This window comes from Bradyrhizobium sp. JHI2711, assembly GCF_056156565.1.
Genome location: NZ_JBPZPT010000001.1, coordinates 1,637,622 through 1,659,843, shown reverse-complemented (window position 1 = coordinate 1,659,843; position 22,222 = coordinate 1,637,622). Strand labels below are relative to the sequence as shown.

Annotated in this window: 19 protein-coding genes and 2 riboswitches; of the genes, 17 read left to right on the top strand and 2 right to left on the bottom strand. The window is 66.7% G+C overall.

Annotated features, from left to right (window positions below; all coding sequences use genetic code 11):
• Together ACTEK7_RS07885 and cobJ are read left to right on the top strand one after the other, a co-directional pair.
• The gene (locus ACTEK7_RS07885) at positions 1-732 is read left to right on the top strand and encodes a precorrin-2 C(20)-methyltransferase (RefSeq protein WP_225145928.1); all 732 of its coding nucleotides are present in this window, start codon (positions 1-3) and stop codon (positions 730-732) included.
• Positions 729-1,463 carry a precorrin-3B C(17)-methyltransferase gene (cobJ, locus tag ACTEK7_RS07880; RefSeq protein ID WP_225145927.1) on the top strand — a complete coding sequence of 245 codons (735 nt, stop codon included), beginning with the start codon at positions 729-731 and terminating at the stop codon, positions 1,461-1,463. The genes ACTEK7_RS07885 and cobJ overlap by 4 nt, the downstream gene beginning before the upstream one ends.
• Here cobJ and ACTEK7_RS07875 read toward each other — a convergent pair.
• Positions 1,439-2,185: a cobalt-precorrin-6A reductase gene (locus ACTEK7_RS07875; RefSeq protein ID WP_225145926.1), complete on the bottom strand. Its 747-nt coding sequence runs from the start codon at positions 2,183-2,185 to the stop codon at positions 1,439-1,441. The genes cobJ and ACTEK7_RS07875 overlap by 25 nt on opposite strands.
• Between ACTEK7_RS07875 and cbiE the strand changes: the two genes are divergently transcribed.
• From cbiE to cobT, 8 genes are all read left to right on the top strand, one after another.
• Positions 2,184-3,365 carry a precorrin-6y C5,15-methyltransferase (decarboxylating) subunit CbiE gene (gene cbiE, locus ACTEK7_RS07870; protein WP_225145925.1) on the top strand — a complete coding sequence of 394 codons (1,182 nt, stop codon included), beginning with the start codon at positions 2,184-2,186 and terminating at the stop codon, positions 3,363-3,365. The two genes, ACTEK7_RS07875 and cbiE, sit on opposite strands and share 2 nt — an antisense overlap.
• Positions 3,362-3,730, top strand: a complete 369-nt coding sequence (locus ACTEK7_RS07865) for a cobalamin biosynthesis protein (protein ID WP_192893258.1) — start codon at positions 3,362-3,364, stop codon at positions 3,728-3,730. Before cbiE ends, ACTEK7_RS07865 begins: the two co-directional genes overlap by 4 nt.
• On the top strand, positions 3,727-4,509 hold the full coding sequence (cobM, locus tag ACTEK7_RS07860) for a precorrin-4 C(11)-methyltransferase (protein ID WP_225145924.1): 783 nt from the start codon (positions 3,727-3,729) through the stop codon (positions 4,507-4,509). Before ACTEK7_RS07865 ends, cobM begins: the two co-directional genes overlap by 4 nt.
• Positions 4,509-5,819 (top strand): cobyrinate a,c-diamide synthase, encoded by a 1,311-nt coding sequence (locus ACTEK7_RS07855; RefSeq protein WP_225145923.1) that lies wholly within the window; start codon positions 4,509-4,511, stop codon positions 5,817-5,819. The genes cobM and ACTEK7_RS07855 overlap by 1 nt, the downstream gene beginning before the upstream one ends.
• Positions 5,816-6,547, top strand: coding sequence for a uroporphyrinogen-III C-methyltransferase (gene cobA / locus ACTEK7_RS07850; RefSeq protein ID WP_225145922.1), 732 nt, complete (start codon positions 5,816-5,818; stop codon positions 6,545-6,547). The genes ACTEK7_RS07855 and cobA overlap by 4 nt, the downstream gene beginning before the upstream one ends.
• Before the next feature lie 45 nt (positions 6,548-6,592).
• Positions 6,593-6,811, top strand: a riboswitch (cobalamin riboswitch).
• A gap of 37 nt (positions 6,812-6,848) precedes the next feature.
• Positions 6,849-7,526 carry an energy-coupling factor ABC transporter permease gene (locus ACTEK7_RS07845; RefSeq protein ID WP_225111828.1) on the top strand — a complete coding sequence of 226 codons (678 nt, stop codon included), beginning with the start codon at positions 6,849-6,851 and terminating at the stop codon, positions 7,524-7,526.
• A 45-nt stretch (positions 7,527-7,571) separates the two neighbouring features.
• A complete protein-coding gene (cobF, locus tag ACTEK7_RS07840; RefSeq protein WP_225146225.1) occupies positions 7,572-8,321 on the top strand; it encodes a precorrin-6A synthase (deacetylating) in 750 nt (249 codons plus the stop codon).
• Positions 8,322-8,326: 5 nt separating this feature from the next.
• Entirely contained in the window at positions 8,327-9,379 is a 1,053-nt protein-coding gene (cobT, locus tag ACTEK7_RS07835) for a nicotinate-nucleotide--dimethylbenzimidazole phosphoribosyltransferase (protein ID WP_225145921.1), read from the top strand.
• Positions 9,380-9,385: 6 nt separating this feature from the next.
• On the opposite strand, the gene ACTEK7_RS07830 is transcribed toward cobT, so the two are convergent.
• The gene (locus ACTEK7_RS07830) at positions 9,386-9,958 is read right to left on the bottom strand and encodes a histidine phosphatase family protein (RefSeq protein ID WP_225145920.1); all 573 of its coding nucleotides are present in this window, start codon (positions 9,956-9,958) and stop codon (positions 9,386-9,388) included.
• A 73-nt stretch (positions 9,959-10,031) separates the two neighbouring features.
• Positions 10,032-10,234, top strand: a riboswitch (cobalamin riboswitch).
• A gap of 113 nt (positions 10,235-10,347) precedes the next feature.
• Here ACTEK7_RS07830 and ACTEK7_RS07825 point away from each other — a divergent pair.
• The 7 genes from ACTEK7_RS07825 to ACTEK7_RS07795 all read left to right on the top strand — a co-directional run bounded on the left by ACTEK7_RS07825 (position 10,348) and on the right by ACTEK7_RS07795 (position 22,219).
• On the top strand, positions 10,348-12,705 hold the full coding sequence (locus ACTEK7_RS07825; protein WP_225145919.1) for a TonB-dependent receptor: 2,358 nt from the start codon (positions 10,348-10,350) through the stop codon (positions 12,703-12,705).
• 12 nt (positions 12,706-12,717) lie between these two features.
• Positions 12,718-14,154, top strand: a complete 1,437-nt coding sequence (locus ACTEK7_RS07820; RefSeq protein WP_225145918.1) for a PepSY domain-containing protein — start codon at positions 12,718-12,720, stop codon at positions 14,152-14,154.
• A 463-nt stretch (positions 14,155-14,617) separates the two neighbouring features.
• Entirely contained in the window at positions 14,618-16,627 is a 2,010-nt protein-coding gene (locus ACTEK7_RS07815) for a hydantoinase/oxoprolinase family protein (RefSeq protein ID WP_225145917.1), read from the top strand.
• Positions 16,624-18,204, top strand: a complete 1,581-nt coding sequence (locus tag ACTEK7_RS07810; RefSeq protein WP_225145916.1) for a hydantoinase B/oxoprolinase family protein — start codon at positions 16,624-16,626, stop codon at positions 18,202-18,204. The genes ACTEK7_RS07815 and ACTEK7_RS07810 overlap by 4 nt, the downstream gene beginning before the upstream one ends.
• A 10-nt stretch (positions 18,205-18,214) precedes the next feature.
• Positions 18,215-19,510, top strand: coding sequence for a class-III pyridoxal-phosphate-dependent aminotransferase (locus tag ACTEK7_RS07805; RefSeq protein WP_225145915.1), 1,296 nt, complete (start codon positions 18,215-18,217; stop codon positions 19,508-19,510).
• Positions 19,507-21,183 (top strand): long-chain-fatty-acid--CoA ligase, encoded by a 1,677-nt coding sequence (locus tag ACTEK7_RS07800; protein ID WP_225145914.1) that lies wholly within the window; start codon positions 19,507-19,509, stop codon positions 21,181-21,183. The genes ACTEK7_RS07805 and ACTEK7_RS07800 overlap by 4 nt, the downstream gene beginning before the upstream one ends.
• 103 nt (positions 21,184-21,286) lie before the next feature.
• Positions 21,287-22,219, top strand: a complete 933-nt coding sequence (locus ACTEK7_RS07795) for an N-carbamoyl-D-amino-acid hydrolase (RefSeq protein WP_225145913.1) — start codon at positions 21,287-21,289, stop codon at positions 22,217-22,219.
• Positions 22,220-22,222 lie beyond the last annotated feature (3 nt).

Below are 22,222 nucleotides of genomic sequence, written 5' to 3'. Positions count from 1 at the left end.
ATGGGACGCATCATCTGCTGCGGTCTCGGCCCCGGCGATCCTGATCTGATGAGCGTGCGTGCCGATCGTACGGTGCGGGGCGCTAGCCACGTCGCCTATTTTCGCAAGAAGGGCAGGCCCGGTCAGGCGCGCCGCATCGTCGATGGCATGCTGGCTGCGGGCGTTACCGAATATCCCATGGAATATCCTGTTACGACGGAGATCGCTTTCGACAGCCCCGAATATGTCCAGCTGCTCGCCGGCTTCTACGACGAATGGGCCGAGCGCCTGGCGCGGCTTTCGCGCGCCGTCGACGTCGTCGTGCTCTGCGAGGGCGATCCTTACTTTTACGGATCGTTCATGCATCTGCACACGCGCCTGCAAGGCCGCGTCGAGATCGAGGTGATCGCCGGCATTCCCGGCATGGTCGGCTGCTGGAACGGCGTCGGCCGGCCGATCGCGCTCGGCGACGACGTGACGACGGTGCTGATGGGCACGCTGTCCGAGGCCGAGCTCGAACGGCGCATGCGCGATTCCGATGCACTGGTCGTCATGAAGACCGGCCGCAATCTCGCAAAAGTGCGCCGCGCGCTCAGCTCCGCCGGGCGGCTCGCCGATGCCTGGCTGGTTGAGCGTGGCACCATGCCAGGCGAGCGCGTGGTGCGGCTCGCCGAGATCGATGCGGCCGATTGTCCCTATTTCGCGATCGTGCTCGTGCACGGCAAGGGCCGGCATCTGGATGCCGCCGAATGACAGGCACACTGACCATCGCGGGCCTCGGGCCGGGCAGCGACGCGCTGGTGACGCCGGAAGTTTCCGCCGCGCTTGCGACGGCGACCGACATTCTGGGCTATGCGCCCTATGTCGCGCGCGTGCCGCCGCGGCCTGGGCTCACTCTGCATCCATCCGACAATCGCGAAGAGCTGCAACGCGCGAGCGAAGCCCTGCGGCTTGCCGCCGAAGGCGGTCAGGTCGTCGTCGTCTCTTCTGGCGATCCCGGCGTGTTCGCGATGGCATCCGCCGTGTTCGAGGCGCTCGAGCAGGCGCCGGAATTTCGTGAACTTTCGATCCGTGTGCTGCCCGGCGTCACCGCGATGCTGGCGGCCGCCGCGCGTGCCGGCGCGCCGCTCGGCCATGATTTCTGTGCGATCAATCTCTCCGACAATCTCAAGCCGTGGGCGGTGATCGAGAAGCGCCTGCGCCTCGCGGCGGAAGGCGATTTTGCCATCGCGATGTACAACCCGCGCTCGGCCAGCCGCCCGGAAGGATTCGGCCGTGCGCTGGCGCTGCTTCGCGAGGCCGGCTGCGGCGAGCGTCTCATGATCTTCGCGCGCGCGATCAGCGCGGCCGATGAAAAGATCGAGATCGTGACGCTGAACCAGGCGACGCCCGAGATGGCCGACATGCGCACGCTGGTGATCCTCGGCAACTCGCAGACGCGCCGCGTCGGCCGCTGGGTCTATGCGCCGAGGCGGGCAGAATGACCGAGCCACTGCATCACGTCAGTGACACTCTCGACCCTTTGGCGCTCGGGCAGCTCTGGTCGCGAGATCATGATCACGGGCAGGCCGAGCATGCGCGCCGCGTCGATCTTCGCGCGTGCGCCGTCGCCGCCGGAATTGCGGGCAACGATCCAGGCGATGCCGCGTGTGCGCATCATCGCCAGCTCACTATGAAGCGTGAACGGTCCGCGCGACACGATCACATCGGCCGCGAAGGGCAGGGGCGCGTCGGGCGGGTCGACGAAGCGCAGCGTGTAGGCGTGCTGCGGCTTCGTCGCGAATGGCGCAATGTGCTGGCGACCGATGGCGAGGAACACGTTTGCCGGGGCGTCGGGCAGTGCGGAGACGGCAGCATTGACATCCGCCACCTCGATCCAGTTGTCGGTGGACGCCTTGATCCAGGGCGCGCGCTCCAGCGCAAGCAACGGCGTGCCCGTCTCGGTGCAAGCCGCAACGGCGTTGCGGCTCATTTCCGCGGCGAAGGGATGCGTTGCATCGATCACATGCGTGATGCCTTCGGCGCGGATGTAATCCGCAAGTCCGCTCACGCCGCCAAACCCGCCGATGCGCGTCGGCAGCGGCTGATCGGCGGGCGCGCGGGTGCGGCCGCCATAGGAATAGACGGCATCGATGCCGGCGCGCGCGATCTCCGCGGCGAGCAGGCTCGCATCGGCCGTTCCGCCCAGAATGAGGGCGCGAATCATGTCTGATCCCTGGCTGACCATCATCGGTATCGGCGAAGATGGCCTTGCCGGGCTGTCGGAGGCAAGCCGAAAGGCGCTTGCCAAGGCCGAAACCGTGTTCGGCGGCGAGCGCCATCTTGCGCTTGCCGAAATTGGCAGCCGCGGTCGTCCATGGCCGGTGCCGTTCGATGCGGATGTCGTGCTGAGCTGTCGCGGCAGGCCGACGGTGGTGCTCGCCTCCGGCGATCCGTTCTGGCATGGCGCCGGCGCGAGCCTTGCCGAGAAGCTCGGTGGCGACGAGTGGATCGCGCATCCTGCTCCGTCCACCTTCTCGCTCGCCGCCGCGCGGCTGGGCTGGCGACTCGAATCCACCGTCTGCCTCGGGCTTCACGCCGCACCGTTCGAGCGTCTCGGTCCGCATCTGGCGCGAGGGGCGCGCATCATCTGTCTCGTGCGCGATGGGAAAGCGGCTGGCGATCTGGCTAGGTGGTTGAGCGAGCGCGGGTGGGGCGCCTCAGCCTTCTGGATGCTCGCCGCCCTCGGTGGCCCGCGCGAAAGCATCACAGAATATCGCGCCGATAGTCTTGCCGGTGATCTCGCCGGAAACCTGGTCACCGTCGCCGTCGAGGCGAAGGGCGGACAGGGGATGCCCCGCAGTTCGGGATTATCGGACGACCTCTTCGTCCATGACGGCCAGATCACCAAGCGGCCGGTGCGCGCGCTTGCGCTCTCGGCGCTGGCGCCGCGGGCCGGCGAGCGGCTGTGGGACATCGGCGCTGGTTCAGGCTCGATCTCCGTGGAGTGGGCGCTGGATGGTGGGACGGCGATTGCGGTCGAGGCGCGCGAGGATCGCGCCGCGAACATTCGCAAGAATGCGGCCGCCTTCGGTCTGGCACATCGGATCACAATCGTCACGGGCAGGGCACCGGAAGCTCTTGCCGGGTTGGAAGCGCCGGATGCCGTCTTCATTGGCGGTGGTCTCGACGAAGTGTTATTTGATGCGATCTGGACGCGGCTCTCGCTCGGAGCGCGGCTCGTCGCACACTCGGTCACGCTGGAAACGGAAGCGTTGCTCAGCGAGCTACATCAGCGCCATGGTGGCGAGCTTATGAGAGCCGAAATTTCTCATGCCGCTCCGCTCGGCCGCTATCGGTCGTGGGAAGCAGCACGCCCCGTGGTGCAGTGGAGTGTGGTCCGATGAAGGTCGCCGGACTCGGCTTCAAGCGCGATGTGACGCTGGCTTCGTTGCGCGAAGCGCTGCTCGCTGCGGGCGGTGCGGAAGGGCTTGCGGCGATGGCAACCGTCAGCGACAAGGCCGATACCGAGGCGCTGAAGCAGCTCGCACGCGAATGCGGCGTGCCGATCAGGGCCGTTCCGGTCGCGACACTGGCCGGCATCGACACGCCCACGCAATCGAAGCTCATCGCGGAGAAATTTGGCACCGGATCTGTAGCCGAGGCTGCTGCGCTCGCGGTCGCCGGTCCGCGCGCGCGGTTGATTGCAGCACGGGTTGTCTCGCAGGATCGCACCGCGACCGCCGCGATTGCCGAAGGAGACGGCCCATGACGGTGCATTTCATCGGTGCCGGGCCGGGCGCACCCGATCTGCTGACGTTGCGCGGCCGCGATCTGATCGCGGCCAGTCCGGTTTGTCTCTATGCCGGCTCGCTGGTGCCGGAGGGCGTGCTGGCGCATTGCCCGCCCGGCGCACGTATCGTCAACACCGCGCCAATGTCGCTCGACGAGATCATCGCCGAGATCGCAGGCGCGCATGCGGCAGGCCTGGATGTCGCGCGGCTGCATTCCGGTGATCTCTCAATCTGGTCGGCGATGGGCGAGCAGCTCCGCCGTTTGCGTGCGCTCGGGATTCCCTACTCGGTGACACCCGGCGTTCCCTCGTTCTCGGCTGCCGCGGCCGCGCTGGAGGCTGAGCTGACGCTGCCCGGTCTTGCTCAGACGGTCGTGCTGACGCGCACGCCGGGCCGTGCCAGCGCGATGCCCGAGGGCGAGAAGCTCGCCGCGTTCGCTGCGACCGGCGCGGTGCTCGCGATCCACCTGTCGATCCATCTGCTCGACCAGGTCGTCGCCGAGCTGACGCTGCATTACGGCGCGGATTGCCCGGTCGCGATCGTCTGGCGCGCGAGCTGGCCGGAGCAGCGCATCGTGCGCGCGACGCTTGCAACGCTCGGTGCGTTCGTGGGTGGCGAGATGGAGCGCACGGCGCTGATCCTGGTCGGCAAGACGCTTGGCGCTGCCGATTTTGACGAGAGCCGCCTCTATGCCGCCGACTACGACCGCCGCTACCGGCCGGTCGGTGCCGAGCCGCGCTTTCCGGAGGCGTCGTGATGCCGGCGAGCCTTGTCATCTCCGCGCCGGCCTCCGGCGTCGGCAAGACGACGCTGACGCTGGCGCTCGCCCGCGCCTGGCGCAAGCGCGGCTTGAACGTGCAGTGCTTCAAGAGCGGCCCCGACTATATCGATCCCGCCTTCCACGCCGCGGCCACGGAACGCGCCTCGGTCAACGTCGACAGCTGGGCGATGGATCGCAGCACCATCGCGCATCTCGTCAGCCGTGGCGGCGATGCAGATGTCGTGCTCGCCGAGGGATCGATGGGCCTGTTCGACGGTGTCGCCGCGCGCGGCGTCTCCGGCACGGGAGCGACCGCTGATATCGCGGAGATGCTGGGCTGGCCGGTGGTTTTGGTGATCGATCCCTCCGGCCAGGCGCAGACTGCGGCAGCGATCGCCGCCGGCCTTCGCGATTACCGCGCCGGCGTGCGCCTTGCGGGCGTCGTGCTCAATCGCGTCGCCAGCCCGCGCCATGAGGATCTGGTGCGGCGCGCGCTGAAGGAGGCCGGCATCAAAGTGTTCGGCGCGCTGCCGCGCCATGCCGAGATCAGCCTGCCGAAGCGGCATCTCGGTCTCGTGCAGGCCGAGGAGCAGGCCGAGATCGGCAAGCTGATCGACGAGGCCGCGCGCTTTGTCGCCGAGCACGTCGATCTCGATGCGGTGCTCCACTCGGCAGGCCAATGGTCGCCGCAAGCTGCGGCGAACGGATTGAACGTGACGCCGCCCGGCCAGCGCATCGCGCTGGCGCGCGATGCGGCGTTCTCCTTCGTCTATCCGCATATGCTGGAAGCCTGGCGCGCGGCGGGCGCCGAGATCGTGCCGTTCTCGCCGCTGGCCGACGAAGCACCCGATGCGAGCGCCGACGTGTGCTGGCTGCCGGGCGGCTATCCCGAGCTGCATGCGGGAAAGATCGCGGGCAATGCGCGCTTTCGCAGCGGCTTGCGCGCTTTCGCCGAGACGCGGCCCGTGCATGGCGAATGCGGAGGCTATATGGTGCTGGGCGCAGGCCTGACCGACGCCGACGGTATCCGCCATGAGATGGCGGGGCTGCTTGGCCTCGAGACAAGCTTTGCCAAGCGGCGCATGCACCTCGGTTATCGTCTTGCCGAACTCGCCGCACCGATGCCGGGGCATCAGCCTGGCGCGCGCCTGCGCGGCCACGAGTTCCACTATTCGACGATTCTCGCCCAGCCCGATACGCCGCTCGCGGTCGTGCACGATGCCACCGGCGCGGTCATTGCCGAAACCGGCTCGCGCCGTGGCCATGCCACCGGCACGTTCTTCCATCTGATCGCGGAGGACCGGTGAGCGGTTTTGTCTCTTTCGTTTCCGCCGGTCCGGGCGATCCCGAGCTCCTCACGGTGAAGGGCGCCACGCGGCTGCGCGAGGCCGACGTCGTGCTTTATGACGATCTTGCCTCCGGCGCGATCCTCGATCTCGCGCGGCCAGGTGCCAATCTCGTCGCGGTGGGAAAGCGGGCCGGTCGTCCTTCGACCAAGCAGCACCACGTCAACCGTCTCCTGGTCGACTATGCCGCAACCGGTGCGCGCGTGGTGCGGCTCAAGTCCGGCGATGCCGGCATTTTCGGCCGGCTCGAGGAGGAGATCGAGACGCTGCGCGAAGCCGGCATCGGCTACGAGATCGTTCCCGGCGTCACCTCCGCCTGTGTCGCCGCCGCCCAGGCCGGTATTCCCCTGACCCGCCGGCATACCTCCCGCCGGGTGCAGTTCATCACCGGCGCTGACGTCACCGGCGAGCTGCCGCCCAATCTGAATTGGGCGGCGCTTGCCGATCCCGAGGCGACGACCGTGGTCTATATGGGCCGGCGCACCTTTCCGGCGCTTGCCGCAAAATTGATCGCGCATGGTCTCGCCCCCAGCACCCCGGCGCTATTCGCCGAATCCCTCGGGCGACCTGACGAGCGGCTGGTCCGCACCACGATTGCCGAGCTCGCCGAGCAGCTTGCGCGCGGCGGCGCCGCTTCCACCGCCGCCGTCATCCTGTTCGGCGCGCTGGCGGGAGAATATCCGGCATGACGGCTCCGGCATCGGTTCGCCCCTTGACGCCCGCGATGCGAAAGGGGCACACAAGAGCGGCATGGTGCTCGACGCGGCGCAAAGCGCCGGAGCATAATCGGGAATGGGGATGGGCGGACCCAGTTGCGGCGCCCAAAACCCCAGCCGCCCCCGCGACTGTAAGCGGTGAGGGCCTCCGAACCGCCACTGGACCGCAAGGTCCGGGAAGGCCGGAGAACCCAGTGAACCGCGAGCCAGGAGACCGGCCGTGCACGTATTGAGGCCAAGGCCGTCGGGTGTGACGGCGGAAAGGAATTGAGCCATGCATATCGAACCCGGGATCGTGACGGGCGCCAAGCTCGTGTTGAGTTACGCAACCGGCATCGCCGCAGGCGGCGTTGCCTTGAAGCTCGCGGTCGAGACCGTGCGCGAGCAGGGCGCCGGCTCGTTCGCGGCGCGGACACTGGCCACCACCGCTCTCGTCTTCGTCTTCTTCGAGATCCTGCCGCACTTTCCGGTTGGGGTATCAGAGGTGCACTTCATCCTCGGCTCGACCTTGTTCCTGCTCTTTGGTGCTGCGCCCGCCGCCTTCGGCCTTGCATTTGGCCTGCTGCTTCAGGGCATGCTGCTGGAGCCAGTCGATCTGCCGCAATACGGCATGAACGTCACCACGCTGCTGGTGCCGCTGTTCGCGATCCAGGCGATCGCCACGCGGATCATCCCTCGCAACACCGCCTATGTCGATTTGAAATACGGTCAGGCGCTGGCGCTTTCGACGACCTACCAGGCCGGCGTGATCGCATGGGTGGCGTTCTGGGCGCTCTATGGCTCCGGCTTTGCGATGAGCAACCTCGCCAGCGTCGGGACGTTCGCTGCCGCTTATGCGCTGGTGATCGTGATCGAACCGCTCGCCGATCTCGCGGTGCTGGCGCTGGCGAAGTCGCTGCGCGGCGTCACCGCGCCCGGCCTCGTCACCCCGCGCCTGCACAACGCGGCGTAAGAGATCAGCGATGGGCGGCCGGTGTGGCCGCCCATCGCGCTCGCGATGCTCACGCTCTCCCTGATCGGCATCGGTTGCGGCGATCCCGCGCAGCTTACGCGCGCCGCCGTTGACGCCATCAACGCCGCCGATCTCATCCTGATCCCGCGCAAGGGAACGGCAAAATCCGATCTCGCCGATCTCAGGCGAACGATCTGCGCCGGTGTGCTCACCAACAAAACGACGCGCATCGCCGAATTCGATCTTCCCGTGCGCGATGCGACCGAGTCGGACTACCGCAAGGGCGTCGACGATTGGCACGATGCGGTGGCCGCGACCTGGTCGCAGAGGATCGCTGGGCATCTCGAAGATGACGGCAAGGTCGCGTTGCTGATCTGGGGCGATCCGTCGCTCTACGACTCCTCGCTGCGCATTGCGCGGCGGCTCGATCCATTGCCGACAATCGAGGTCGTGCCGGGGATCACCTCGATCCAGGCGCTGTGCGCGGCGCATGCGCTGCCGCTCAACGACATCGGCGAGCCGTTCCTGGTCACGACGGGGCGGCGCTTGCGCGAAGGCGGCTGGCCGCAGGGCGTCGATACCGTCGTCGTGATGCTCGATGGCGGCACGGCGTTCCAATCGCTGGATCCGGCCGGGCTTCACATCTGGTGGGGGGCCTATCTCGGCATGCCCGATCAGATCATCATGTCCGGCGCGCTGGCCGAGGTCGGCCCGCGCATCGTCGCGTTGCGGCAAGAGGCGCGCGAGCGGCACGGCTGGATCATGGATAGCTACATCATCAAACGCAGGCGTTGAGCAGCATGCTTCCCGAATGGGTTTATCAGAACTGCCCCGAGGTCTCCGCTGTTCATCGCGAGGCGGCCATTGCGCGGCAGGCGCAACTGACGAAGCCGACCGGCGCGCTCGGCCGGCTCGAGCAGCTCGCAATCGAGCTTGCGGGCCTGCAGGCCACCGAGCAACCGCGCGCCGCGCGGGTGCCGATCATCATCTTCGCCGGCGACCACGGCATCGTCGCGCAGGGCGTGTCGGCCTATCCGCAAGCCGTCACCATCGCGATGATGACGAATTTTGCTGCCGGTGGCGCCGCGATCTCGGTGCTGGCGCGCGAGCTGGGTTCGAGCCTCGAGGTGGTCGACGCCGGCACGCTGACCGAGGCGCAGATCGCGGGAATCGTCACTGACAAGCCGCGCAGCGGCACCCGCGATTTCAGTGTCGAGGCCGCGCTCACGCCCACGGAATTGGCCTTCGCCTTCGAGGCCGGCCAGCGCGCGGTGGCGCGCGCCGAGGCCGGCCGGCCTGATCTCTTGATCTTCGGCGAGATGGGGATCGGCAACACCACGACCTCAGCAGCGATTGCTGCGAGCCTGCTCGGTGTGAGTGCCGACGAGATCGCGGGCAGCGGCACCGGCGTCGGTGCGTCGGGCCGCGCGCACAAGGTGCGGGTGATCGATGCGGCGATCGCGCATCACGGCGTTGCGGGGGCGTCACCCGAAAAAATCCTGTGCGCGGTCGGCGGCCTCGAGATTGCGGCGATCTCGGGTGCGATCATCGCGGCCGCGCAACGCCGCATCCCCGTGTTGATCGACGGCTTTATCGTCTCGGTGGCGGCGCTGACGGCGGTGCGCCTCAACCCGTCCTGCCAGCCGTTCCTGTTGCCTTCACATCAATCGGCCGAGCAGGGACATCGGCTGGTGTTGCGCGCGCTGAATGTGCAGCCGCTGATCAGCCTCGATCTCAGACTCGGCGAGGGATCGGGGGCGGCGATCGCGCTGCCGCTGGTGCGCTCGGCGTGCGCACTTCACAACGGCATGACGACGTTCGCGCAGGCCAACGTGCCGGATCGACCGTCTTGATGCGGCTCAAGCCACGCGCTGATTGACCGACACGACACGCCAGCCGCCCGCCAGCCGGTCGATCCGGGTCAGCGACAGCGGATCGACTACGAAGCGCAGCGCAGCTTCCGGTGTGAGATCGAGCGCGATGCAGAGCGTGGCACGAATGGTGCCGGAATGAACGACCAGCGCCGTGGAGCCTGCGCCAATCTGCGCCAGGCCCAGGCGGACGCGGGCGACCTGATCCGCAAAGCTCTCGCCGTTCGGCGGCCGTCCGTGCGCGGGATCGCGCCAGACCTGCGCGTAGGCCTCGCCGCCGGTCGCGGCGAGCTCGTCATGCCGATGGCCGGTCCAGTCGCCGAAATCCTGCTCGCGAAACTCGCTGATCAGCTCCGGTTCGAGCCCCAGCGCGCGCGCCGTCTCGACCGTGCGCCGCGACGGGCTGGCATAGCCGGCGACATCCGCGGGCAACAGCTGCCTTAGGGCCGCCAATGCAGCGTGATCGCCGAGGTCGGCCCGCGCATCGGCCGCATGGATCGTCCCGGTCACGCCCGCGACGGCCGCATGCCTGATCAACCAGAGGAAGGTCTCGCCTTCCATGCTCATCTCCAGGGAAAGTTGGTTGCTGTGGCCACAACGCCGCAACTGGCACATTGACTCTGTCTTGGTGGTAATCCTAGATGCTCACGACGGTTTTCCCGAGAGGGAATGAAAAGGGAATGCGGTGCGGGGAAAATTGTCCCCAATGCCGCGGCTGCCCCCGCAACTGTAAGCGGTGAATCCTTCGTCACGAGCCACTGGGTCCTCGGTCCCGGGAAGGCGACGAAGCGGTCACGACCCGCGAGCCAGGAGACCTGCCGTCAGCCGTGGTCACACGCGAAGATGTCGGTCGGGGAGTACAGACATTCGGCTTCATCGGACGGCTAAGGCCGAAGGTGAAACCTCGTTCGCTGTGACGTGCCACTGACGTCATACCGAGGTTTTCACCTGTGTCTTCCATCCGTATCGCACGACCGCGCCGCGTCCTGCTGGTTTCCGCCGCGTTCACGTCCTTCGCCGCTCTTGGTCCGCCTGCCGCTCTGGCGCAGCAGGCCCGAGAGCCGCTGCCGCCCATCGAGGTGTCGCCCGCCCAGGCCCGCAAGCCGGCCAAACCGGCAGCAGGAACGGCGCAGAGCGCGCGCCGCGCGGCAGCGCGCAGGCCGGCGGCTGTATCCGCAGCGCCAAGACCCGTCACGCCGGATTCGACGCCGCAAACGCCGCTCAACTCCAACGCCGTTGCCGAAAGCGCCTCGCGGCTCGGCCTGACGGTGCGGCAGACGCCCGCGACCGTCGAAGTTGTCTCCGCCGAAACCATGCGCGAGCAGGGCTATCGCACCGTGTCCGAGGTGGCGCAGGGCGCCGTCGGCGTCACCTCCGGCGACAACCCGGCCGAACCTTCCGCCTTCTCCATGCGCGGCTTCACCAACAGCCAGATCAACACGCTCTACAACGGCATCAAGATCGGTCCGCAGAACATGACCTCGCGGATCGTGGATACCGCCAATCTGGAGGCTGTGGAATTCCTCAAGGGCCCGGCCTCGCTGATTTCGGGCGAGGGCGCCGCGGGCGGCGCCATCAACTTCGTCACCAAGCAGCCGCACACCGGAGCTGTCCGCAACGAGGCCGATTTCTCCTGGGACTCGCTGAACTCGTTCCGTGCCCATTATGGCTCAGGTGGCAGCACCAATGTGCAGGGACTGGACTATCGCTTCGATATCAGCCGTTCCGCCCTCAACGGCTTTGCCGATGACACCAATGTCAAGACGTTCGGCACGTCGGGCCAGCTCAACTACCGTGTTTCCGACAGCCTCAGGATCTGGGGTGCGGTCGAATATCGCGAAGACCGCTCGAAGGCCTATTGGGGCGCGCCGCTGGTGCCGATCACCTTCAGCGGTTCGCATGCGACGACGGGGATCGTCTCCGGAAATTACGTCTCGAATTACAACGGAACCAATCTCGGTGCCGTCACCATCGACGACCGCACCTTCAACACCAATTACAACGTTCTCGATAACCGCAACGTGGCGCAGGAAGTGTGGCTGCGTGGCGGCTTCGAGCTGAAGCTCGCGCCTGACCTCACGCTGAAAAGTCAGGCCTATGGCTATGGCGCGGAACGGACCTGGTTCAATAACGAGATCGAGGCGTTCAATTCCACCACGAACCTGGTCGATCGCGAGCGTTTCTATGTCGCCCATAGCCAGCGGCTGGTCGGCAACATCACAGACCTGATCTGGGATACAAATATTGCGGGCTTCGACAATCGGCTCGTGACGACGCTGTCGTCGAGCTATCTCGATTTCGTCAGGCCCGGTGCGGCAAACTTTCCCGGCGATTCCGTTTCGCTGGTCGACCCCAACCGCGGTTTCTACGGCCTGCTCACGACGCAGCAGCAGACCGCGCGCATCGACAACGAGGCGCTGTCATTCGAGGACCGGCTGAAGCTGACGCGCAGCTTCGCGCTGATCGGCGGCCTGCGCGTCGAGCACATCGGGCTCGACCGCAACTCGACCGATAAGAACGGTGTCGAGAAGGCGGGCTTCCCATTCACGAAAGACTGGGCGCCGGTGACGGGCCGCATCGGCTTCACCTGGGAGGCCGTTCCCGGCCTCACCTTCTTCAGCCAATACGCCACCGGCGCCGACGTCGCAGCCAACAACATCTTCCTGCTCTCGCCCACCCAGCCGCTCGATCTGACCACCGCGCGCACCTATGAGACCGGTGTCAAGCACCTGTTCTGGGACAACCGGGCGGAATGGTCGTTCTCGGCCTACGACATCCTGCGCAAGAACGTCTATGCGGCGGCCGGCGGCATGCAGCTCAACATCGCCGGACGACAGGAGTCGAAAGGCGTCGAGCTTGCCGCCTCGATACGCCCGATCGAGCCGCTGCGGCTCTGGGGCAACATCGCCTATGTCGATGCGCGCTATGCCGACTACCATTTTGCCGGCGGCTCGTTCTCCGGCAACACGCCGCCAAACGTGCCTCGTATCGTCGCCAATGCCGGCGCGTCGTATCGCTTCTTCACACCATGGCCGGTGGAGCTTGGCATCACCGGTCGTCATGTCGGCGACCGCTACAACACCGATGCCAACGTCGTGACGATGAAGGCCTACACCGTGGCCGACGTCTACGCCTTCGTCGACATCCCGAGGACGGCGTTCAATGCGGTCGACCAGGCCCGCCTGACCTTCCGTGTCCGCAACATCACTGATAAGCGCTATGCGATCTGGGGCGATCCGTTCTATCCGGACCAGATCCTCCTGGGCGCGCCGCGCACCTATGAAATATCGGCCGCGTTCAAATGGTGAGGCCCTGAGCGCATGATGGGCGCGATCGTCCTCACGCATCGCTGGCTCGGCATCGCGTTCTGTCTGCTGTTCGCGATGTGGTTCGCGAGCGGGATCGTCATGCACTTCGTCCCGTTTCCGTCGCTGACGGAAGCGGAGCGATTTGCCGGACTTGTGCCGGTCGATCGCGACGGGACGAGGATCTCGGTCGCGGACGCCGTTGCGGCGAGCGGGATTGCCGATGCCAGGCGTGTTCGGCTGATCCAGCGGAGCGATGGACCGGTCTACGTCGTCTCGGGCTCCACAGGTTCGCGAGCGGTTCGCGCCTCCGATGGAGGAGACGCGTCGGTGACATCAGCCGATGTCGCGCTCACCATCGTGCAAGCTTATTCACGTCAGCGCGGGCTCGACGCGCCGCGCGCTGCAATCGTCGCGCGGTCGGACTACGATCAATGGAGCGTGCCGAACGGTTTTGATCGGCATCGCCCCTTGTTTCGCGCCGCTCTCGGCGATGCCCCTGGAGCGGAGGTCTACGTTTCGTCGCTGACCGGCGAAGTCGTCCTGGATACGACGCGCAGCGAGCGCGGATGGAACTGGGCCGGCAGCGTGCTGCACTGGATCTATCCGACAGTTCTGCGCAGCAGCTGGGCGCTGTGGGATCGCGTGGTCTGGACGCTGTCGCTGCTGGCCCTGATCGCAGCATTGCTTGGTGCGGTGCTCGGAATCGTGCGTGTGAAAATGCGGGGACGCCAGCTCTCCTCGCCCTATCGTGGCTGGCACGCCCTGCATCACATCATCGGTCTTGTCGTGACCGTGTTCGTGCTGACCTGGATCTTCAGCGGCTGGCTGTCGATGGATCACGGCCGCCTGTTCTCGCGCGGGCAATTGACGTCGGCAGAGGCCGCCGTGATGAACGCCGCACCGGACTGGAGAGAGGCTGCAAAGCTCGATCCGCAGCCATTACCCTCCTCGGTCCGCGAGGTCGAATGGTTCACCTTCGGCGGCAAGGTCTATCGGCGCGATCGGATCGCGCTCGGCCACCAGACTTTGATCAGGGCAGGGGACGGGCCACGCGACGGACGGGCGCCATACCTGGATAGGCAGGAGATCGGCGACCTGACGGCGCGCCTTGGCGCCGGCTGTGCCGCACCGCTTCTGCTCGCGGGCAACGACGGCTATCCGGCGCAATCCGCACTTCCGGGGGCTCCAGTCTACCGCACGACCTGCGGCGATCTCTGGTTCGATGTCGATGCTGCCGATGGCAAGCTGCTGCAAAGGCTGGACCCGTCGCGCCGCGTCTATCGCTGGCTCTACAGTGCGCTGCACACGCTCGACTTCCCGATTCTGCTGGCTCATGCGCGGCTGCGTGACGCTCTCATTGTCGGGCTCTGTACGCTCGGGCTGATGTTCTCCATCACCGGCATCGTCATCGGTTGGCGGCGCTTGCGGGCATGGCTGGCGAGCGCATAGCCAGTCGCGAAATCTCCGTACCCGGCGCCACCCGTTCGGCGCGCCGGGTTATCCACCAGCGGCCGGTGATGTCCTCGCTTACCGACCGTACAATAAAGAGAGGCTGAGCCGACCTGCGTGCATAGCTCTTGGTCAGTGCTGTCTCCCGCACCGCCGACCGATCGCCTGCAAATTAGACAAACGGCCTTGTGCGATCCGATTGCAGTGCAACGGGTGCTTCTATTTGCCTCGAAGAATCCAAGGGTGCGCTGCACATTTTGACTTCGCGGCCTTCTGCTCTCTGCGCGAGCAGCGCTGCACGGAAACGTGCAGCCGATGCTGCGCCGCGCAAGGCCGGTGGCTTGCTAGCGCTTTGGTTTGCGACAACTCTGACCCTATCCCGCGGCCATCGCTCTGTCGCACGCTCGCACGTGATGGCATGACAGGGAATGATGATGAACGTCACGCGTAGCTGATTGTGCAGATGAGCGATCCCGGCAATCATTGGGAGGTCGGCACCGATATCGGTGGCACCTTCACCGACATCATCGCGATCCGGCGCGATTCCGCGGAAGCGCGAATTGCGAAGGTGCCGTCGCGCCCCGACGCACCGGTGCAAGCGATGCTGGAGGCGATCGAGGCGGTCGGCCTGCGCAAGAGCGAGGTGAAGCGCTTCGTCCACGGCACCACGCGCGTGACCAACGCGATCGTCGAGAACCGGCTGCCGAAGGTGGCGCTGGTCGCGACCGAAGGCTTTGCCGACGTGCTCGAGATCGCGCGCTATCGCCGGCGCGATCTCTATCGGCTCGACATTCCGCCGAAATCGCCGCCTCTGGTGCCGCCAGAACGCTGCTTCGGGCTCGCCGAGCGCCTCGATCATGAGGGGCGGGTGCTGAAGGCGCTCGAGGAAGCGGAGGTCGAACGCCTGGTGGCGTGGCTGAAGGGGACCGGCGTGCAGAGCGTCGCAGTCGCGCTCCTTCACGCTTATGCAAATCCGGTGCATGAAAAGATGCTGGGCGAGCGGCTCAAGGATGTGGTCGCTCACGTCTCGCTCTCGCACGAGGTCAATCCCGAGGCGCGCGAATATGAGCGGACCTCGGCGACCGTGTTCAACGCGGCCGCGATGCCGATCGCGGTGGAATATCTCAGCGAGCTGGAGCAGCGGCTGCCGATCGGGCCCGGCCTGCAGGTGTTTCACTCCGCCGGCGCCATGGTCCCGATTTCGGCGGTGAAGCAGCGTCCGCTGGTGATGGCGATGTCGGGCCCGGCGGCGGGCGTCTCCGCGTCCGTCAGCATCGCGCGCCAGCTCGACTGCTCGCGGATGCTGACCTTCGACATGGGCGGCACCACGACGGACGTGTGCCTGATCGTCGACGGCCAGGCCGAAATGACCGACGGCCGCATGCTCGGCGACAAGCCGCTGCGCCAGCCGATGCTCGCGGTGCATTCGATCGGCGCCGGCGGCGGATCGATCGTGCGCAACGGTCCCGGCGGCCTGACGGTCGGGCCGGAGAGCGCCGGCTCCGAGCCGGGCCCGGCCTGCTATGGCCGTGGCGGCACGGAGCCCACCATCACCGATGCCAATGCGGTGCTCGGCTATCTCAATCCCGAGACCAAGCTTGGTGATCGCATCGGGATCGACATCGCGGCCGCAAAGCGCGTCATCGCGCCGATTGCCCGCGCGCTCGGGCTGAGCCTGACGGAGACGGCGCTCGGCATCATCAAGGTCGCGAACGCGACCATGGCCCGCGCGCTCCGCCGCGTCACGGTCGAGCGCGGCATCGACGGGCGCGATTGCACGCTGCTGGCCTTCGGCGGCGGCGGCCCGATGCATGCCGCGGGCCTTGCCGATCTCTACGGCATTGCGGAGGTGGTCGTGCCCAGTGCCTCGAGCGCATTCTCGGCGCTGGGCTGCCTCACCGCCGATTTCAGCTTCCTGCAGCAGCAGACCCTTCGCGCCGCCCTTGACGGCATCGATCTCGCGCGCGTCTCGGAACGGATGGAGGCCCTGATTGCCGATGCCTCGGCGCCGCTTCTCGCCAACAATGTTGCGAAGGCCGAGATCCAGGTCGAGCTGGTGGCCTTGATGCGCTACGCGGCGCAGAATGACGCCATTCCGGTATCCTTCACGCTGCCGCTCGACGTCGCCAGGCTGAAGCAGGACTTCCTGACGCGGCATCATGAGCTGTTCGGCTATGCGACCGGCGAGCCCTGCGTCATCGAATCGGTGCGGGTGCAGGCGCGTCGCCCGTCAACGACAATTGTCAGCCGGCCGGCGACAGCGGCGCGGGCGGCGTCTACGGGCACGCGCACCTGCTCGTTCGACGGCTTCCACGACATCGCAACCGCGATCGTCGACCGCGCCTCGCTCACCGAGACCATCAATGGTCCCGCCATCATCGAAGACGCCTGGTCGACAGTGGTGGTGCCGCCGGGCTGGCAGGCAAAGCCTGATACATCAGGCAATTTGTTCCTGACGCGGAGGGCGGCATGAAGCTCGATCCGTTCGTCGTCGAGGTCATCAGGCACGGGCTCTCCGCCGCGGCCGAGGAGATGAGCCTCGTCATGACGCGTTCGGCGCGCTCGCCGCTCTTGCGCGAGGCCGGCGACCTCTCGTCGGCGATCACCGATGGCCACGGCGGCCTGGTCGGGCAGGGCCGCGATATCCCGATCCACCTCGGCGCGATGGCCTACACCATCCCCGAACTGTTGAAGGTGATGCCGCGCGATGGCCTGAACGACGGCGACGTCGTGATCTACAATGTCGGCGCGCTCGGCGGCAATCATCTCAACGACGTCAAGGTCGTGCGTCCCGTCTTCTTCGACGGCGAGATCGTCGCCTTTGCAGTCAGCCTCGCGCATTGGCCCGACATCGGCGGCACCTGGCCCGGCAGCTATTTCGCCAAGGCGGTCGATACCTTCCAGGAGGCGATGCGGATTCCGCCGGTGCTGATCGCAACGGCAGCCGGCCTCAACACGCCGATCGTGCAGCTGCTCAAGGCCAATGTCCGCGATGCCGAATCCTGCGAGGGCGACCTTCTTGCCCAGATCGCGGCGACCAAGGCCGGCGAGAAGCGCATCGTCGAGCTCTGCCGCGAGCATGGCAAAGCCGTCTTCATGGCGGCGCAGTCGCGCCTGCACGACCTCTCCGAAATTGAGATGCGGGAAGCGCTGCGCGATCTGCCGGATGGCGTCTACGAGGGCGAGGATTATCTCGACGACGGCAGCGCGAACAATGCGCCGGCGCGGATCCATGTGAAGATCACCATTCGCGGGGATGAAGCGACCTTCGATCTCTCCGGAAGCTGCGACCGCGTCTCCAATTTCTGCAACACGACGCCGTTCATGGCGCGCTCGGCGGTCGCCTATGCCGCGCGCATCATGAGCGGACGCGACATGCAGCAGAATGCCGGCGCGCTGCGGCCGCTGACCATCATCACGCGCCCGGGCTCGATCCTCGAGCCCGGCTGGACCGCCTCCGTTGCCGCCGGCAATCACGAGACCTCCATGCGCATCGTCGATGCGATTTTCCGTGCCATGCAGGACACCATTCCCGAGCGCCTGTCCGCGGGCGGTGCGACCACCGCGGGTGTGCTGTTCTTCGCCGAGCCGCGGCCGAACGGGTCGTGGAAGATGCTCTATGAAGTCCATGGCGGTGGCGAAGGCGCGCGGCACGATCGGGCCGGCACGTCCGCGACCCGCGTGCATCTGTCCAACACCTCGAACACGCCGGTCGAGGTGATCGAGGCGAATTACGCGATCCGGCTCGAGCAGCAGGCCATCCGCCGGAATTCCGGCGGCGCGGGCGCGCATCGCGGCGGTGACGGCTCGGTCCGCACCTACCGCATCCTGGCGCCCTCGATGCACCTGACCACCTGCGTCGAACGCATGGTGATGGCGCCGTGGGGCATGCAGGGCGGCGAGTCGGGCAAGGCCTGCCGCATCTCGCTGGTCCGGCAGGGCGCCAACGTCGCCATCGACGGCAAGTCGAATCTCGTATTGCAGCAAGGCGATCTCGTCACGATCGAGATGTGCGGTGGCGGTGGCTACGGCGCCGTTCCGGCGGAGTGAGGCAGTGGCGATGAGCAGATTGTTGCGAACCGGGCTGAATGCGGGCGAGGCCGCGCCGATGGCCGTGGTCGGCGGCGAGGGCGTCTACTTTCACCTTGCGGACGGCCGCAAGCTGATCGACGGCAGCAACACCGGTGGCGGTCTCGGCCATCGCCATCCCGCCATGGTGGAGGCGATCCGCCGCGCGGCGGATACGCCCGTCGTCAACGAGGGGTGGACCTGGATCGGCCGCGAGGAGGCCGCCGACGATCTGATGGCCATCGCCTTCAACGGCGAAGAAGACTGGGTCGGCGCGGTGCGTTTCTGCATCAGCGGCAGCGAGGCCAACGACATGGCGTTGTCGCTGTGCCAGGCGCTGACGCAGCGCTCGGCGCTGGCGACGCGCGAGCGCGCCTATCACGGCATCACCGGGCTGTCGCGCAGCATGACGGTGCAGCCGCAATGGCACGGCGGCCTCGCCGTGCACGTCGGCGGCTCAAAACTGCCGGCACCGATGGCGCCGGTGCGGATCCTGCCGGCGCCGGATGGGGCGATCTATGGCGCGCCGGCCAACAATGCGCCGCCGAGCGAATATCTCGCGGACGCCCCGCGCCTGCTCTCGGACACGGCGGCGACGATCATCGACTACACGCAAGGCGGCATCTATTACGACGGTGCCTATCAGGATGAGGTCGCGCGCTGCGCCCGGCAGGCCGGCTCGTACTGGATCGCGGACGAGGTCGTCACGGGCGCCGGCCGCGCGGGCCGCTGGTTCGCGTTCCAGGGCGCGCAGAGCCGGCCCGATATCGTGACGCTCGGAAAGTCGCTCGGCGGCGGCGCGGCGGCCGTGGCCGCTGTCGTGGTGTCCAAAGACATCGTCGAGCGGCTGAAGGGCACGAGCTGGCAGAACTACGGCACGCTGCGTGGCCATCCGATCAGCATGGCGGCGGTGAGCGCTTATCTGAAGGTCATCAGTGAGGACAGGATTCTGGACCACGTGCACAATCTAGAGAAGCTGTTCACCCGCCGCCTCCTCGCAATCGCGCAAAAGCATCCGAGCGTTCAGCGCGTCGCGGGGCAGGGGCTGCACTGGACGGTGGAGCTGCACGGGCCGGATTGGCGCACATGGCGCGCCGACACGACCGAAGTGCCGATCGCCTCGCGTGTTGCGGAGCGGGCGCTGGAAGCCGGTGCCGTGATCGGGACCAGCGGCGAGCAGACCTCGCTGTTCCTGGCGCCGCCGCTGGTGATCACCGAGTCGGAGGCCGACCTGCTTCTGGACGCGCTCGACCACGGTCTTGATATCGCCGACGAGGAGCGCGGGTGAATCACACAAAGTCCCTGAGGTCACCGGCCTGGCCGGCGGACGAGCCCTGGCATCTCGCGATGCCGGAGGGGACGCTCTACGACGCGCTGGCGCGCGCTGCAGGTGAACGGCCAACGCATCCGGCCACAATGTTCTACGGGGCAAGCCTGAGCTATGCCGAGCTGCGCGACCGAGTCGATGCCATGGCTGGCTTCCTGCAGGGCGCCTGCGGCGTCAAGCGCGGCGACCGCGTCATGATCGCGCTGCAGAACTCGCCGCAATATGTCATCGCTTACTACGCTGTGATGCGGGCGGACGCCGTGATCGTACCCGTCAATCCCATGAACAAGACCGCCGAGATCGCGTATCTCGCCGTGGACAGCGGGGCCAAGGTTGCAATCATCGGGAGCGAACTGAGCGATGTGTTTGCGCCGCTTCTGGGCGAGGTCATCAGGCATGCGATCGTCGCGCAGTATCGCGACGAGATTCCAGTCGCAACGCCCTATACGCTGCCATCATGTGTGACGGAGGCGCCGGCGGAAGTGCCGTCGTCGCCGGGCTGGCATTCCTGGTCGTCCGCGATCGCGCAAGGCCTGAAGCCGGGCATGATGACCGCAGGTCCGGATGATCTCATGATCCTGCCCTATACCTCGGGCACCACAGGCAAGCCCAAGGCGTGCATGCACACGCATCGCAGTGCGCTGTTCACCGCCGTCTTGCAGGCCCGCTGGTATGGGCTCGATGGCAGCGCCGTGATGACCGGCTTCATGCCGCTGTTCCATGTCGCGGGCATGCAGGGCTCGATGAATGCGGCCATGGTCATCGGAGCCACGCTGCTGCTGATGGCGCGCTGGGACGAGGATCTGCTGCCGGATTTGTTCGAGACCTATGGCGTCACATTCTGGAACGCCGCCCCGACCATGATCGTGGATGTGCTCGCCAGCGCCGGCTTCCGCGACAAATGTTTTGCGAAGCTCAAGGTGCTGACTGGTGGCGGCGCGGCGATGCCGACAGCCGTCGCGGAACGGCTGAAGGGGCGGTTTGGGCTCGATTTCGTCGAGGGCTACGGCATGACCGAGACGATGTCTCCGACGCACCTCAATCCGATGGAGGCGCCGAAGCGGCAGTGCCTCGGCATCGCCGTGCACGAGACCGACGCCAGGGTGATCGATCCCGAAAGCCTGGTCGAGCTCGACGACAATGTCGTCGGCGAGATCATCGTGCACGGGCCGCAGGTGCTGCAGGGTTACTGGAACAGGCCGGAGGCGGATGCTGAGGCCTTCATCGAACGGGACGGCAAGCGGTTCCTGCGCACGGGCGATCTCGGCTACCGCGATGCCGGCGGCTATTTCTTCGCCGTCGACCGCCTCAAGCGGATGATCAATGTCAGCGGCTTCAAGGTGTGGCCGGCCGAGGTCGAGGCGGCGATGTACCAGAACCGCGCCATCCGGGAATGCTGCATCATTTCAGCGCCGGACGGCTATCGCGGTGAGACCGTCAAGGCGCTGGTGGTGCTCGATGACGCCGCGCGCACCACGACGTCGGAGGGCGACATCGTCGGCTGGGCGCGCAGCGCGATGGCGAGCTACAAGGCGCCGCGCGCCGTCGTCTTCGTCGAGTCCCTGCCGCGCACCGCCAGCAACAAGATCAATTGGCGGCTGTTGCAGGATGCCGAATGGGGGCGGACGGCATGAAAGCTGCTTGGCTGGAATATCGGCAACCAGCCGCGTTATGCTCGGCGCGGCGGAAGATCCTGCAAGCCGACGCTTCCCCCCAGACATCACCAGGAACTCGCTGATGCGCATCGTCAATATCGCCGCCGCCCAGATGGGCCCGATCCAGAAAGCCGACAGCCGCGAGGCGGTGGTCAAGCGCATGATCGCGCTGATGGACGAAGCCAAGAGCAAGGGTGCCGACCTGATCGTCTATCCCGAGCTGGCGCTGACGACGTTCTTCCCGCGCTGGTACGTCGAGGACCGCGCCGAGTTCGACATCTGGTTCGAGCGCGAAATGCCGAACGCGGCGACCAGGCCGCTGTTCGAGCGCGCGGCGCAGCACGGAATGGCGATGAATTTCGGCTATGCCGAGCTGACGCCCGATGGCCACCACTTCAACACCGCGATCCTGACCGACAAAACCGGCAGGATCGTCGGCAAATACCGCAAGGTGCATCTGCCTGGCCATGTGGAATACGACAGCAAGCGCTCGCATCAGCACCTGGAGAAGCGTTACTTCGAGCCGGGCGATCTCGGCTTCAAGGTCTGGCGCGAACTTGGCGGCATCATCGGCATGGCGATCTGCAACGACCGCCGCTGGCCCGAGACCTATCGCGTCATGGGCCTGCAGGGCGTCGAGATGGTTCTGATCGGCTACAACACGCCGTCCGTGAATGCCGAGAAGAGCGAGGAGGGCATCGAGAAGCGCCTGTTCCACAACCGCCTCTCGGTGCAGGCCGGCGCCTATCAGAACGCGACCTGGGTGGTCGCGGTCGCCAAGGCCGGCGTCGAGGACGGTCATCCCCTGTTCGGCGGCAGCCTGATCGTCGATCCCAATGGCGAGATCGTCGCCGAAGCCAAGAGCGAGGACGACGAGGTGCTGGTCCACGCCTGTGACCTCGATGCCACCTCCTTCGGAAAGACCACCATCTTCGATTTCGCCCGGCATCGCCGCATCGAGCATTACGGTCTGATCACCAGCCAGACCGGCGCGGTGCCGCCGCCGGAGAAGTGACGC

What these genes read in the sequence shown, in the direction of transcription:
- ACTEK7_RS07885 (WP_225145928.1), top strand. Translation starts at nt 1, where the DNA reads ATGGGACGCATCATCTGCTGCGGTCTCGGCCCCGGCGATCCTGATCTG.
- cobJ (WP_225145927.1), top strand. Translation starts at nt 729, where the DNA reads ATGACAGGCACACTGACCATCGCGGGCCTCGGGCCGGGCAGCGACGCG.
- cbiE (WP_225145925.1), top strand. Translation starts at nt 2,184, where the DNA reads ATGTCTGATCCCTGGCTGACCATCATCGGTATCGGCGAAGATGGCCTT.
- ACTEK7_RS07875 (WP_225145926.1), bottom strand. Translation starts at nt 2,185, where the DNA reads ATGATTCGCGCCCTCATTCTGGGCGGAACGGCCGATGCGAGCCTGCTC.
- ACTEK7_RS07865 (WP_192893258.1), top strand. Translation starts at nt 3,362, where the DNA reads ATGAAGGTCGCCGGACTCGGCTTCAAGCGCGATGTGACGCTGGCTTCG.
- cobM (WP_225145924.1), top strand. Translation starts at nt 3,727, where the DNA reads ATGACGGTGCATTTCATCGGTGCCGGGCCGGGCGCACCCGATCTGCTG.
- ACTEK7_RS07855 (WP_225145923.1), top strand. Translation starts at nt 4,509, where the DNA reads ATGCCGGCGAGCCTTGTCATCTCCGCGCCGGCCTCCGGCGTCGGCAAG.
- ACTEK7_RS07845 (WP_225111828.1), top strand. Translation starts at nt 6,849, where the DNA reads ATGCATATCGAACCCGGGATCGTGACGGGCGCCAAGCTCGTGTTGAGT.
- cobF (WP_225146225.1), top strand. Translation starts at nt 7,572, where the DNA reads ATGCTCACGCTCTCCCTGATCGGCATCGGTTGCGGCGATCCCGCGCAG.
- cobT (WP_225145921.1), top strand. Translation starts at nt 8,327, where the DNA reads ATGCTTCCCGAATGGGTTTATCAGAACTGCCCCGAGGTCTCCGCTGTT.
- ACTEK7_RS07830 (WP_225145920.1), bottom strand. Translation starts at nt 9,958, where the DNA reads ATGGAAGGCGAGACCTTCCTCTGGTTGATCAGGCATGCGGCCGTCGCG.
- ACTEK7_RS07820 (WP_225145918.1), top strand. Translation starts at nt 12,718, where the DNA reads ATGATGGGCGCGATCGTCCTCACGCATCGCTGGCTCGGCATCGCGTTC.
- ACTEK7_RS07815 (WP_225145917.1), top strand. Translation starts at nt 14,618, where the DNA reads ATGAGCGATCCCGGCAATCATTGGGAGGTCGGCACCGATATCGGTGGC.
- ACTEK7_RS07810 (WP_225145916.1), top strand. Translation starts at nt 16,624, where the DNA reads ATGAAGCTCGATCCGTTCGTCGTCGAGGTCATCAGGCACGGGCTCTCC.
- ACTEK7_RS07805 (WP_225145915.1), top strand. Translation starts at nt 18,215, where the DNA reads ATGAGCAGATTGTTGCGAACCGGGCTGAATGCGGGCGAGGCCGCGCCG.
- ACTEK7_RS07795 (WP_225145913.1), top strand. Translation starts at nt 21,287, where the DNA reads ATGCGCATCGTCAATATCGCCGCCGCCCAGATGGGCCCGATCCAGAAA.